The organism is Roseovarius sp. A-2 (assembly GCF_002072155.1).
Taxonomy (GTDB): domain Bacteria; phylum Pseudomonadota; class Alphaproteobacteria; order Rhodobacterales; family Rhodobacteraceae; genus Roseovarius.
In genome coordinates, this window is sequence record NZ_BDIY01000018.1 from 36,477 (window position 1) to 49,287 (window position 12,811).

12 protein-coding genes and 1 riboswitch are annotated in these 12,811 nt (G+C 63.6%); of the genes, 4 read left to right on the plus strand and 8 right to left on the minus strand.

Features of this window, described 5'->3' with window-relative positions; genetic code table 11:
* Nucleotides 1-8: 8 nt before the first annotated feature.
* Nucleotides 9-113, minus strand: a riboswitch (TPP riboswitch).
* 53 nt (nucleotides 114-166) lie between these two features.
* Nucleotides 167-1,609 (plus strand): MmgE/PrpD family protein, encoded by a 1,443-nt coding sequence (locus BHD06_RS16755; RefSeq protein WP_254892453.1) that lies wholly within the window; start codon nucleotides 167-169, stop codon nucleotides 1,607-1,609.
* A complete protein-coding gene (locus tag BHD06_RS16760) occupies nucleotides 1,606-2,577 on the plus strand; it encodes a D-2-hydroxyacid dehydrogenase (RefSeq protein WP_080458132.1) in 972 nt (323 codons plus the stop codon). Before BHD06_RS16755 ends, BHD06_RS16760 begins: the two co-directional genes overlap by 4 nt.
* A gap of 85 nt (nucleotides 2,578-2,662) precedes the next feature.
* Here BHD06_RS16760 and BHD06_RS16765 read toward each other — a convergent pair whose 3' ends face one another.
* The 4 genes from BHD06_RS16765 to BHD06_RS16780 all read right to left on the minus strand — a co-directional run bounded on the left by BHD06_RS16765 (nucleotide 2,663) and on the right by BHD06_RS16780 (nucleotide 5,450).
* Nucleotides 2,663-3,778, minus strand: coding sequence for a site-specific DNA-methyltransferase (locus tag BHD06_RS16765; RefSeq protein ID WP_080458133.1), 1,116 nt, complete (start codon nucleotides 3,776-3,778; stop codon nucleotides 2,663-2,665).
* 98 nt (nucleotides 3,779-3,876) lie between these two features.
* Nucleotides 3,877-4,500 carry a ribonuclease HII gene (locus tag BHD06_RS16770; RefSeq protein WP_080458134.1) on the minus strand — a complete coding sequence of 208 codons (624 nt, stop codon included), beginning with the start codon at nucleotides 4,498-4,500 and terminating at the stop codon, nucleotides 3,877-3,879.
* Between the two features lie 81 nt (nucleotides 4,501-4,581).
* Complete coding sequence (locus BHD06_RS16775; RefSeq protein ID WP_080458135.1) at nucleotides 4,582-5,037, minus strand: hypothetical protein; 456 nt, start codon at nucleotides 5,035-5,037, stop codon at nucleotides 4,582-4,584.
* 29 nt (nucleotides 5,038-5,066) lie between these two features.
* Nucleotides 5,067-5,450 (minus strand): hypothetical protein, encoded by a 384-nt coding sequence (locus tag BHD06_RS16780; RefSeq protein WP_139784773.1) that lies wholly within the window; start codon nucleotides 5,448-5,450, stop codon nucleotides 5,067-5,069.
* A gap of 194 nt (nucleotides 5,451-5,644) precedes the next feature.
* Here BHD06_RS16780 and BHD06_RS16785 point away from each other — a divergent pair, with 194 nt between their 5' ends.
* Together BHD06_RS16785 and BHD06_RS16790 are read left to right on the plus strand one after the other, a co-directional pair.
* Complete coding sequence (locus BHD06_RS16785) at nucleotides 5,645-5,878, plus strand: hypothetical protein (RefSeq protein ID WP_080458137.1); 234 nt, start codon at nucleotides 5,645-5,647, stop codon at nucleotides 5,876-5,878.
* Nucleotides 5,879-5,903: 25 nt separating this feature from the next.
* On the plus strand, nucleotides 5,904-6,608 hold the full coding sequence (locus BHD06_RS16790) for a hypothetical protein (protein WP_080458138.1): 705 nt from the start codon (nucleotides 5,904-5,906) through the stop codon (nucleotides 6,606-6,608).
* On the opposite strand, the gene BHD06_RS16795 is transcribed toward BHD06_RS16790, so the two are convergent.
* The 4 genes from BHD06_RS16795 to BHD06_RS16810 all read right to left on the minus strand — a co-directional run bounded on the left by BHD06_RS16795 (nucleotide 6,609) and on the right by BHD06_RS16810 (nucleotide 12,722).
* Nucleotides 6,609-7,619, minus strand: a complete 1,011-nt coding sequence (locus tag BHD06_RS16795; RefSeq protein ID WP_080458139.1) for a cytochrome d ubiquinol oxidase subunit II — start codon at nucleotides 7,617-7,619, stop codon at nucleotides 6,609-6,611.
* Between the two features lies 1 nt (nucleotide 7,620).
* A complete protein-coding gene (locus BHD06_RS16800) occupies nucleotides 7,621-9,006 on the minus strand; it encodes a cytochrome ubiquinol oxidase subunit I (RefSeq protein WP_080458140.1) in 1,386 nt (461 codons plus the stop codon).
* A gap of 100 nt (nucleotides 9,007-9,106) precedes the next feature.
* Nucleotides 9,107-9,772 (minus strand): GntR family transcriptional regulator, encoded by a 666-nt coding sequence (locus BHD06_RS16805; RefSeq protein WP_254892454.1) that lies wholly within the window; start codon nucleotides 9,770-9,772, stop codon nucleotides 9,107-9,109.
* Nucleotides 9,773-9,791: 19 nt separating this feature from the next.
* Nucleotides 9,792-12,722 carry an FAD-binding and (Fe-S)-binding domain-containing protein gene (locus BHD06_RS16810; protein WP_139784774.1) on the minus strand — a complete coding sequence of 977 codons (2,931 nt, stop codon included), beginning with the start codon at nucleotides 12,720-12,722 and terminating at the stop codon, nucleotides 9,792-9,794.
* Nucleotides 12,723-12,811: the final 89 nt, after the last annotated feature.

Consider the following 12,811-nt stretch of genomic DNA (forward strand, 5'->3'; position numbering starts at 1 on the left):
GCGCGCTAGGCGAGCGTCGGTCCGTTCCCTACGCCGGTGTTAGCCGGATCAGGTTCGATGGGTTGGCGCATTGCCTCTCAGCCCGAGCATGCCGGGCACCCCAACGGAGTTGCTCTTTACGTAACAGTCGGTATGGGCGCTCGCAAGGGGGAAAGCGGGACAGGAAATGTCGCAAACCACCCGCAACGTCCTGCCCGCTCGCGTCAGGATGGGGCCTGACCCGACCTTGAAAGGTGCGATCATGTCATACGCTGCCAATCCGTTACAGTTCGATCCGATCGCCCGCTTCGCGCTCGATCCCGCATTGGTGGTGCCCGAAGAGGTACTGTTGCAGACCGCGACCCTGCTTATCGACACACTGGGGGTCGCGGCAGGGGCAGCGTCGCTCGATGTGGGGCGGATCGCGCGCGATTTCGCCTGCGATTTTCATGGCGCGGCACGTGAAGAGCACCGCGCGACCCTACTTTTCGACGGGCGGCGCTGTGCGATGCCGGGGGCCGGTTGGGCGCTGGCGACGCAGATCGACAATCTGGATGCGCATGACGGGCTGAACGCGACCAAGGGGCATATCGGCTGCGCGCTTGTGCCCGCGCTCTTCGCGTTTGCGGAAGCGCGCCCCGATTTAACAGGGCGGCAGGCACTGACCGCACTTGCCATGGGCTACGAGGTGGCGGCACGTGCCGCCGTCGCGCTGCATGCCACGGCCTGCGATTACCACACATCGGGGGCGTGGAACCCGTTGGGCGTGGCGGCGCTGGGGGCGCATCTGTGGGGCTGTGACGCGGAGGTGCTGCGCCATGCGCTGGGCATCGCCGAATATCACGGGCCACGCAGCCAGATGATGCGCGAGATCGCCAGCCCTACGATGCTGCATGATGGCTCTGGCATGGGGGCTTTTGTCGGGATTTCTTCTCTGTTGCAGGCCGAAAGGGGCTTTACCGGTGCACCAGCGATCACCGTCGAGGGGGCTGAAGTGGCGGATGTCTGGGCGGATCTCGGCCGCGACTGGACAGTAATGCGCAACTATATCAAACCCTACCCGATCTGCCGTTGGGCGCACGGCGCGCTGGAATGCCTGCGGGTTCTGATCGAGGAGAAGGGCGTCAGCCCGGATCAGGTCGAGGCGCTGGAGGTGGCCACCTTCGCGCAATCCGCCGCTCTGTTTCCAGGCATGCCCGAGACCACGAGCGAGGCGCAGTATTCGCTTGGTTTCGCCTTGGCGGCGTATCTCGTGCATGGTCGCCTTGGCCCGGCGGAGATCACCGGTGAGGCGCTGTGCGACTCGCGTGTGGCGGCGATGCATGCCCGCATCACCGTGCGCGAGGAACCGCGTCATTCCGCACGGTTCCCCGAGGGGCGGTGGTCGGACGTCACGGTGCGGCTGAAGGGTGGGCGCCAAGTCCACTCGGGCGATTGCAACGCACGCGGTGGACCCGAGGCTCCGATGCCCGAGGCCGATATCCGTACCAAGCTGTCGGTGATTGCCGGGGGGGCGCTCTCGGAGGCACGGATTGAGGCGCTCTGGGAACTGCGCCGCCAACTGCTTGACCAAGGCACCGAATTCTCGCAGCTTGCGAGCCTCGTTACCCCCGAACCGGACAGGCCATGACCGACACTCCGCGCATCCTCATCCATACCAGCGACCCCGTGCCGATGCTCGACCGTCTGGCCGAGATCGCACCCGAAGTCGAGGCGCGCGGACATGACAGCTACGAGAGTCTTGATCCGGTGCTGGCGGAGTTCCGGCCCGATATTGCCTATTCCGTCGCTTTCCAAGGGCGCACGGGCTATCCCCGCGATGCCCTGCTCGGGCCGCACGGCCCGCGCTGGATCGCGATAGGCGGGGCCGGAGTGGATCATTTGACGCCCTGGGATGCCGGGGCGGTGACGGTCAGCAACGCGGCCGGGGTCGCAGCACCCATGATCGCGGAGTACGTGTTCGGCGCGGTGCTGCATTTCACGCTCGATATCGACGGGATGGCGGCGGACCGCACGGCGCGCCACTGGCCCCCGAACCGGCTGATGACGCCGCTCAAGGGCCAGACGATGCTGATCGTCGGGCTGGGCCATACCGGTCAGGCGGTCGCGGCTCGGGCCAAGGCATTCGGCCTGCGAGTGATCGGCACCCGCGCCCGGCCGCAACCGATGGTGAATGTGGACGAGGTGCACCCCGCCGCGGCGCTGCCCGATCTCTGGGGCAAGGCGGATATAGTAGTGCTGTCGGTTCCGCTCCTGCCCGGGACGCGGGGCCTCGTGAACTCTCGCGCGCTGATGGCGATGAAGCGGGACGCGATCCTTGTCGATGTCTCGCGCGGCGGTGTGCTGGACGGGGCGGCGCTGGTCAATGCGATTCGCGCAGGGCATCTGCGGGGCGCGGCGCTGGATGTATTCGAGACCGAACCGTTGTCCACGGACAGCCCGCTCTGGGGACTCGACCGGTTGATCCTGTCGCCGCATTGCTCGGCTGTGCATGCCGATTGGGCACTGCAATCCTTCGAGTTGTTCCTCGAAAACCTCGACCATTGGCGTAGGGGCGAAAGCCTTTTCAACATCGTCGATCCGCAGCGCGGCTACTGACACGAAAAAGGCCCCGCCATGACGGCGGGGCAGGTCAGTGGTGCCCGGTCAAGTCAGGCCTCGGGCACCGGCGGTGACCGTCTGATCAGTTCGGCCGTTCGGCCATTTCCGAGCGGATTTGCTGGCGCAGCACGTCGATGGGCACAGTCTTGCCATCGCGGCGATAGCACCAATAGGTCCAGCCGTTGCAGGAGGGCGCGCCTTCGAGATGCGCCCCGACCTGATGGATCGATCCGTTGACACCATCGGCCACGAGTGTTCCGTCGGCGCGCACCTTGGCCGCCGATTTACCGTTCACCGAGGTCAGCACCTCACCGGGGCGCAGCATGCCGCGTTCAACCAACTGGCCGAAGGGCACGCGCGGCTCGGCGCGCTTGGAGGTCGAGACCTGAAGCGCGTCGCGGTCGTATTTGCGGACTGCGGCAAGCCGCTTTTCGGCCACTTTGCGATAGGCCGCTTCACGTTCGATCCCGATGTATTCGCGGCCCAACATCTTGGCGACCGCACCCGTCGTGCCGGTGCCGAAGAACGGATCGAGCACGACATCGCCGGGATTGGTGGAGCCGACGAGCACGCGATGCAGCAGGCTCTCGGGTTTTTGGGTGGGGTGCGCCTTGTCGCCATTGTCATCCTTGAGGCGTTCATGCCCGGTGCAGATCGGCAGCACCCAGTCGGATCGCATCTGGATACCGTCATTGAGCGATTTCAGCGCCTCGTAGTTGAACGTGTACTTCGCTCCTTCTTCCTTGCTGGCCCAGATCATCGTCTCATGCGCATTGGTCAGGCGCTTGCCGCGAAAATTCGGCATAGGGTTGGACTTGCGCCAGACCACGTCGTTGAGCACCCAGAAACCCGCATCTTGCAGCGCAGCGCCAACGCGGAAAATGTTGTGATATGAGCCGATGACCCAGATCGCACCGGTGGGCTTGAGGATACGCCGCGCCGCCGCCAGCCAGTCATGCGTGAACCGGTCATAGGCGGCAAAGCTGGCGAACTGATCCCAGGCGTCATCGACGGCATCGACCTGGCTGTTGTCGGGGCGGTGCAGATCGCCGCGCAGTTGAAGGTTATAGGGCGGATCGGCGAAGATCAGGTCGACGCTGGCCTCTGGCAGGCCATTCATTACCTCGATGCAATCACCGTCCAATATCGTGTTGAGAGGGAGCGCAGGCGCGCTCTTTTTCTTGGTCATCGTTTTCATCTTCTGCCTCTGTCCCGGCGCTCATGCGCTCTGGTGTTATTGGGGACAAAGATGAGTCAAACCCGATTCGCCGTCAATTTCTTTTTTGAATCAGTGGGTTAGTTATTTCCTTGATACAAGATATTGTGGACCGGCTTGAAGGAACGTCTATGGTGTGGGGTCACACCGAGATTTAGAAGCGCCGCCTTGTGGCTTTTCGAGGGGTAGCCGGCGTTGCGCTCCCAGCCGTAGCCGGGGAACTGTTGCGCCAAATCCCGCATGAGGCGATCACGCCATGTTTTCGCCACGATCGAGGCCGCCGCAATCGACAATGACGCGGCATCGCCCTTGACGATCGCGCGCGCCGGAAGGGTCAGGCCGCGCGGGATCAGATTGCCGTCGATCAGCACCATGTCGGGCGCGGGCGTAAGCCCCGCCAGCGCCCGTTCCATCGCCAGATGCGCAGCGCGCAGGATGTTGATCTCGTCGATCTCGGCGACCGTGGCATGCGCGACAGAAACCTGCGCGCAGTCCATCAGCGCGGCACAAAGCACCTCACGCCGTTTCGCGCTCAGTTTCTTGGAATCGTTGAGCCCCTCGGGTATCCGCGCGGGGTCCAGAATCACGGCGGCGGCGGTCACCGGCCCGGCAATCGGGCCGCGCCCAACCTCGTCTACCCCCGCAATGCGGGAATAGCCCGCCGCGTGGGCCTCGGATTCGTGCAAGAGATCGGGGCCTGTCATGGATCAGGCAGATGGCACGCCGCCCCGGAAAATGCAAAGGGAAGGAGCAGGCCCCTTCCCTTCGACGAACTGACTGGTGGATCAGTAATAGCCGTACTGGTTCAGACACCGGTCGCGGTAGATCGTCTGGTGATGTCCCCCGACATGCACCGCGCAGGCAGATGGCAGGGCGGCATGGCTGTAATTGTAACCGCGCAGACAGTCGCCCGAATAGCCGGAACTATTGCCGCTATGCACGCGGCAAGCCCCGGGCAGGTTGACCTTCTTGCTATGGCTGTAACCCGTGTCATGGCCCCGCGACTGCCCGCCCCGATAGCTGTGATCGCGATAACCATCGTCGCGATAATTGCGAGAGACGGAATGCCCCCGGTTCCGGCTCTTGTTGCTGTCATTGGTGATCAGCGCACCGATCACGCCACCGGCAATGAGCGCCCCAAAGATTTCCGCCGTATTGTTGTCGGCTCTTGCGGGCGCGGCCATACCGGTGCCGAGGACAAGCGCACCAGCCGTCAGAAAAGAGGTGAATTTCGCAAACATGTGACTGTCCTTTCCTTTATTCCAAGTGCTTACCGACCGTAGCCGTAGCGGTGATAGGCATTGTAGCCGCCATGACGGTAGCCGTAGGGACGGGCCCCATGCGAGCGTTGCGGGCGATAGCCATGCGACCGATTCGGGCGGTAGGATTGGCTCTGATGCCTCCGATAGTTAGGTGCCTGGTAGCCACGGCGATGGCGCGGGGCGTATTGGCGGGTTTGATATCCGTGCCCGCGCGAGACATGGCCCTTGTGCTTGCGGTCGCTGGCCAGCGTGGCACCGACGACGGCCAGTGCTGCGACGCCTGCGACGATGGCGGCGGTCTCGCCACGGTCACGGGCCGCGACCGGCGAGGCGGCAAGGCTGGTGACCGTCATGGCCGAGCCGATGATGAACGCGATGAACTTGCGGTGCATGGTCTTTCCTTTCGGGTGTGTTGGGTCGGTGTCTCTGCGTCTGGCCCGGGTGACCATCGGCTGTACCCTGAAGCTGGGCCATGTCTGCCCAGACAGGCAATATCGACCCAATGATATCAGATATCAGGCTCTCGAAGGGTCATTTCCCGTCACAGGATATTGAATAGCTGCGGGGTTCGGCGCATCGTGCCGCCATGACACAGATCACACGCCTCACCATTGCCGCCCTTGGCCTGTCGCTCATGGCAGGGGCCGCGCATGCCGCCTGCCAGGTGGAATACAAAGCCAAGCGCGACAAGCCGCTTGAGCTTTACTATGATGTGACCACGGTCAACGCGCCCTGTTCACAGGCCGAGGCCGCGTTGCGCTCGCAACTGGCTGCGCGCGGGCTTACACTGCTCAAGGTGTTGTCGAAGAAGGAAAAGTGATGGTGAGTGACACGTGGGTGTGCCCATGCGCGGAATAGAGGCGACGGCGGCCGATGCGCGCCGCGCCGGCAACCGTGTGGTGATCATCGGGGTGATCGCGATTGTCGCGATCCTGACGCTCGCGGCGATCTTTCTGTTTCTCAGCCTGCCCGACGCCAACGCCTTTAATGCGCGGGTTGAGCGGATTTTCATCGAGAACGATTCGCTGACCGGCGAGGGCGAGATCAAGCTGCTGGAAATCCTTGCGCTGTCGGGCACGGCGTTTTCGGAAACACTTGTCAGTTACCGGATGGTCATATTCGTTCTGCTTGTCTTTGCCACCGCCCTGCTGGTGGCGGCTCTGGTCTTTCTGGTGATGCTGATCACCCTCAACCGCCGCATGGCACAGATCGAACGGTCGGGCATTCAGGTCAGTTCCCTCCTGATCAGCCGCGACGAGAAGACCGTCTATCTCAACAACATGGGGTTCAAGTTGACCGATGCGGCGATGGAGACGCTCAGCGTTCTCGCCGAGGCGCGGCTCGATGACGATGTGCTGACCGGTGCGGAGATCGAGGCGGTGATCTCGGGCCGCAAGACCGAGGATTGCGAAGAGGCGGCGGGTGCTACCCGGATCAAGCGCCTGCGCGACACTCTCGGCAATCAGCTGGTGAGCGAATTGCTGGTCAAGAACATCGCGCGGCGCGGTTACATGCTGGCCATCGACAAGGATGTGATCCGGGTGATCTGATCACTCATAGCTGAGTGCCGTCGCCTTGCCCCGGAAAACCCGGTACGAGAGCACCGTGTAACCCAGGATCATCGGCAGCACGAAGAGCGTGCCGATGAGGACGATGAACAGGCTTTCCGGCGCGCTCGCCGCCTCGTAGATGGTCAGTTTTTCAGGCACCACATAGGGGTAAAAGCTGTAGGCCATGCCGCAGAACGCCAGCGCGAATATCGCGATGCTGACCGTGAATGGAAACCACGCGAAACGGTCGTCCCTCGTGGGCAGCCGCCGCAGCGCGATCCACAGAAGGGCCACCAGTGCCGCCGAGATGATCGGCAAAGGTGCCAGGAACAGCGCCTCGGGCATCGTGAACCATTTGTCAAAAATGCGCGGGCTGACCAGCGGCGAGGCCAGCGACACCGCGCCCAGGCCGAGGATCAGCCCCCAGATACCGCCCTTGGCCCAGCCGACCGCCTTGCGTTGCAACGCGCCTTCGGTCTTGAGGATCAGCCACGCCGCCCCGATGAAGCTGTAGCCCACCGTCAGAAACACCGCCGTCAGCGCGGCAAAGGCCCACGTCGCGGGGCGCTGTTCCAAACCCATGATATACATACCTAGCATGTAACCCTGCGACAGCGCCGTCATCATGCTGCCCGCATAGAAGGACAGATTCCAAAGGCCCTTGCGCGCAGGTGGTGCCTTGGCCCGAAACTCGAACGCCACACCGCGCAGAATGAGCCCGATCAGCATGATCGCCACCGGCAGGTAAAGCGCCGTCAGGATCTGCCCATGCGCGGTCGGAAAGGCCACCAGCAGGATGCCGATGGCCAGCACCAACCAGGTCTCGTTCGCGTCCCAGAACGGTCCGATAGATGCGACCATGCGGTCCTTCTGCGCCGGTTCCGCGAATGGGAACAGCACGCCGACGCCAAGATCAAACCCGTCGAGCACCACGTAGATCAGGATCGACAGGCCCATGAGCACCGCGAAAGCCAGCGGCAGCCAGATTGTGGGGTCACCGAAATAGGTCATGTCATTCTCCGGAAACACGCGCTGCCATGGATTGCCCGCGCGGCGTGGTGGTTTCGGGGCTATCCCCACCCGCCGCCTTGCGGGCGAGGTAGAGTATCGCACTGATATAGGCGACCAGCAGTGCCGCATAGACCGCGAGATAGGCGATGAGCGTGGAGGCGACCATCGGCGCGGGTACGGCGGCCACGGCCTGTTCGGTACTTAGCACGCCGTCCACCAGCCAGGGCTGACGCCCGATCTCGGTCGTGTACCAGCCCGCCAGCGTGGCGACCCAGCCCGACAGCGCCATCGGCACCATCGCCCAGAGCACCGGACGCGGCAGCCCCTCGACCCCGGCGCGGCGGCGCGTCATCAGGATTGCCGCCCCCCAGCTGAGGAACAGCATGGCAAAGCCGGTGCCGACCATCAGCCGAAAGCTGTAAAAGACCGGCGCGACGGGCGGATGCATGACGCTGCCATCCTCACCGACGAAATCGTTGAGCCCGGGCACCACACCCGCCGCGTGATGCTTGAGAATGAGCGAGGCCCCGTTGGGAATGCCCATCTCGAACCGATTTTCGCGCGCGTCCTCGTCCGGCACCGCGAAAAGCAGTAGCGGCGCATTGCCCCGCGTTTCCCAATTACCTTCCATCGCGGCCACCTTGGCGGGCTGATGTTCCAGCGTATTCAGCCCGTGGAAATCGCCCGCGAGGATTTGCAGCGGAATGAGAGCCGCGCCGACGAAAACCCCGGTGCGCAGCGTCGCGCGTACCGCGTCAGAGCGGTCCCCCCAGAGCCAGCGCAGCGCCGAGACGCCCGCGATGAGGAAGGCCACCGTCAAACCGCTCGCCAACAGCATATGTGTCAAACGGTAAGGCATCGACGGGTTGAAGAGGATCGCCATCCAGTCGGTCGCATGCGCCACGCCGTCGCGCATCTCGAAACCCACGGGCGTGTGCATCCAACTGTTGAGCACCAGGATCCAGAAGGCCGACATCGTGGTGCCGAAGGCCACGAGGAAGGTGGCCAGCGTGTGCGTCCAGACAGGTACCCGCGACGCGCCGAACAGCATGATGCCGAGGAACACCGCCTCCAGGAAAAACGCCGTCAGCACCTCATAGGCCAGTAGCGGCCCGGCGATATTGCCCACGGTTTCCATGAACCCGGGCCAGTTGGTGCCGAACTGAAACGACATAGTGATGCCCGAAACCACGCCCATGCCGAAACTGAGCGCAAAGACCTTCACCCAGAAACGATAGGCCTCCATCCACTTGTCATTGCCCGTCCGCTGCCATGCCAGCTTGAACGCCAGCAGCATCCAGCCCAGCGCGATGGTGATCGTGGGAGACAGGATATGGAACGACATATTCGCCCCAAATTGAATACGCGACAGCAACAGCGTGTCCATGAGGTGACCTCCGGTATGGGTTCACGTCATAACATAGATGTCAAACCGGTGATTTGCCCCCCCTGCGACACAGTGCTCAGGCCTCATGGTCGGCGATGCTTCAGTCCTGCGCCTTGCCGCGGATCGAATGGAACTTGCGCAGAAGGTGCTCTTTCATCAACTTTCCCGACCGCTCGGCATCGCGGGAGCAGAGCGCCTGTGCGATGGCCTCGTGCTCCTCGACCGCCGCGCGCCAGCGTTCCGGCGTGAGATTGGCCTGATAGCGCGCGCGCTGAACGCGAAAGGCCAGCAATTCATGCGACCGCAGCAGCGTGTCATTTCCGGTTGCCCCGAGAATGGCGTTATGGATCGCCTGATTGATGCGGAAATAGGTCGGCCGGTCCGCTTGCTCGAAGGTGCGGCGCAAATCCTGTGTCAGGCGCTTTATCTCTTGCAGGGTCGCATCCGTTGCCTGTTCCGCGGCGAGTTCCCCGCCCAGCCCTTCGAGGGCGGCCAGCACCCGAAATACCTCGGCCAGTTCAGCCTCGCTCTGGCGGGTGATCACGGCACCGCGATGCGGAATGAGATCGAGCAGCCCCTCGGCGGCCAGCACCTTGAGCGCCTCACGCAATGGCGTGCGCGAGACGCCGAATTGTTCGGTCAGGGCCTTCTCGTTGATCTTTTCACCGGGCTGCAATTGCCCTTCGAGGACCATCTGCCGCAGGCGGTTGGTGATCTCGACGGCCAGCGCCGTGCGGCCGATCGGATCAGGTTTGAGGAGGGTCATCGGGGCCTCTTGGCTTTGGTCATCCATCGTTGCGGCCTTCCCTTACAGCATTTTCCGACGCCCTGTCGAAGATTTCCGCGATATGTAGCGCGCGGCGGTCGGTGCCGTCGGCGATCTGGTGGCGGCAGGAGGTGCCATTGGCGATCAGAAGATCCTCGGGCGCAGCGGCGCGCACGGCGGGCAGCAGGGACAATTCGCCCATTTTCTGCGAGACCTCGATGGTTTCCGCCTGATAGCCGAACGCCCCTGCCATGCCGCAGCAACTGCTCTCGATGGTTTGCGGGTCAAGCCCGGGGATGAGCGCCAGCGCCTGCCCCATATCGCCCATCACGCCCGCCGCTTTTTGATGGCAGTGACCGTGGACGTGGGCGGTTTGCTCAAGATGGCCAAGCGGTAACTTAAGCTTTCCGGCGCGGGATTCTCGGGCGATGAACTCCTCGAAGAGAAGGGCATTTTCCGACAAGAGCCGCGCGTCGTCGCCGGGCAAAAGCGTCAGAAACTCGTCACGCAGGGTCAGCAGGCACGAGGGCTCCAGCCCCACCACAGGCACGCCCACGCGGATATGCGGCAGGAGCGCATCAAGGGTACGCTGGGCCTCGGCGCGCGCCTTGTCGATCATCCCCGCCGCCAGATAAGTGCGACCACAACAGAGAGGGCGACCGGGGGCGTGGGCGGTGATCACCTCGTAGCCCGCACGGGAAAGGACGCGCAGCGCGGCACGGGGGATCTCCGGCTCCATCCAGCGGTTGAACGAGTCGGTGAAGAGAATGACCTTGCCCGCCTTGGTCGCGGCGCGGGCGCGCTTTACCTCGGCGTCGCGAAAATAATCGCCGCGAAAGAGCGGCAGTGACCGCGCACGCGCCAGCCCGGTAAGCCGTTCGCCCAGGGCCGCCAGAATCGGGACCCGGTTGCGCAGGGTTATGAGGCCCCGCAGCGCCACGGCGAGGCGTGCATAGCGCGGCATCTCTGCAATCAGCCGGGCGCGCAAGCCGAACCCAAGCTTTTGGCCGCGCTGATAGAGCACCTCGGTCTTCATCCTGGCCATGTCCACGCCGGTGGGGCATTCACGCTTGCAGGCCTTGCAGCTGACGCAGAGCTTCATCGTCTCGGCCATTTCGTCGGAAAAGAGCGCGTCCTTGCCCAAGCGCCCCGAGAGCGCGAGGCGCAGCGTGTTGGCGCGGCCCCGGGTCACGTCGCGCTCATCGCGCGTCACCCGGTAGCTGGGGCACATCGCGCCGCCCGCCAGCTTTCGGCAGGCACCGTTATTGTTGCACATCTCGACCGCGCCCTGAAATCCACCGCCCTTTCCGGGCCAGGCAGACCAGTCATGCCCGGTCTTGAGATCGGCGAAATCATAGCCCGGCGGATAGCGCATCAGGCTGCGGTCATCCATCTTCGGCGCATGGACGATCTTGCCGGGGTTGAGCCGGGTGTCGGGATCGAAGGCCGCCTTGACCTCCTCGAAGGCACGCAGGATGCGCGGCCCGAACATCGCGCCGTGAAACTCGGAGCGCACGATACCGTCGCCATGCTCGCCGGAATGCGAGCCCTTGTACTCGCGCACCATCTCGAACGCGGCTTCGGCAATCTCGCGCATCTTGCGCACGTCCTGCTCCAGCTTGAGGTTGAGCACCGGGCGCACGTGCAGGCATCCTTCGGAGGCGTGGGCGTACCATGTGCCGGTGGTGCCGTGCTTATGAAAGACTTCGGTCAGCCGGTCGGTGTAATCCGCGAGATAGTCAAGCGGCACGGCACAATCCTCGACAAAGGACACGGGCTTTCCCTCGTCCTTCATCGACATCATGATGTTGAGTCCCGCCTTGCGCAGTTCTCCGATCTCGGCGGCAAGCGTCATATCCCAGACCTCGACGACACCGCCCTCGTGGCTGCCGCCCTTGCCGAACCCGTAGCCGAGATCCGACAGGGTGTCGGCCAGGCGGCGCATGTTCTCTTCGTTCTCGGGCGGGCTGTCAGCGAATTCCACCAGCAGCATCGCCGCCGGGGCGCCTCTCACGAATTGCTCCAGCGTTCTCGCATATAGCGGGATCGCGCGGGCGAGGTCGATCATCGTCGAATCGACCAGTTCGACCGAGGTGGGGCCAAGCGCCACCAGCGATTTCGCGGCCTCCATCGCAGCGCGGAAGGTCGGGAAATGGCACACCCCCAAGACGCGGGTCTTGGAGGGCAGGGGAGAGAGCTTGATCTCGATGGCGGTGGAGGTGGCGAGCGTGCCCTCGGAGCCAATCAGAAGATGGGCGAGGTTGATGGGTCTGTCGCCGGGCACCAGCGCGTCGATATTGTAGCCGCCGACCCGGCGCTGCACCTGTGGGAAGCGCGCAGCGATCTCCTCGGCCTCGCGCGCCCCGAGATCAAGCATCTGCCGCAAGAGCTGTTCGGGCACGCGATTACCTGATCCGGGGCCGAAATCGAACGGGGTGCCATCGGCGAGATAGCCCTCGATTCGGGTGACATTGTCGCGCGTCGTGCCATAACGCAGCGAGCGTGAGCCGCAGGAATTGTTGCCAACCATACCACCGATGGTGGCGCGCGAGGCAGTGGAGACATCAACCGGAAACCACAGCCCATGCGGTTTCAGCGCGCGGTTGAGATCATCCAGAACGATTCCCGGTTCGACCACCGCACGCCGCCCCTCTACATCCAGCTCAAGGACGTGGTTGAGGTGCTTGGAGCAATCGACGATCAGCCCGGAATTCACCGTCTGCCCGCATTGCGAGGTGCCGCCGCCGCGCATTGTAAGCGGGATTTCAGCGGTGCGGGCGGCCTCGATGGCGGCGGCGATATCCTCGGGCGTGCGCGGCACGATCACGCCGGCTGGCATAATCTGGTAGATCGAGGCATCGGTCGCATATCGCCCGCGTGAGAAGGCGTCAAAACGGGCCTCCCCCCGCAGCTCGCGGCTGAGGCGGTCTTGAATGGCGCTGTCCAGCATGGTCCCCCGATCCGGTCGTGGTTTGAGATAATGTCTTGACAGAATATTGAATTCAGAATTCAATTCAACAAAATTCACCTGCACCCGAG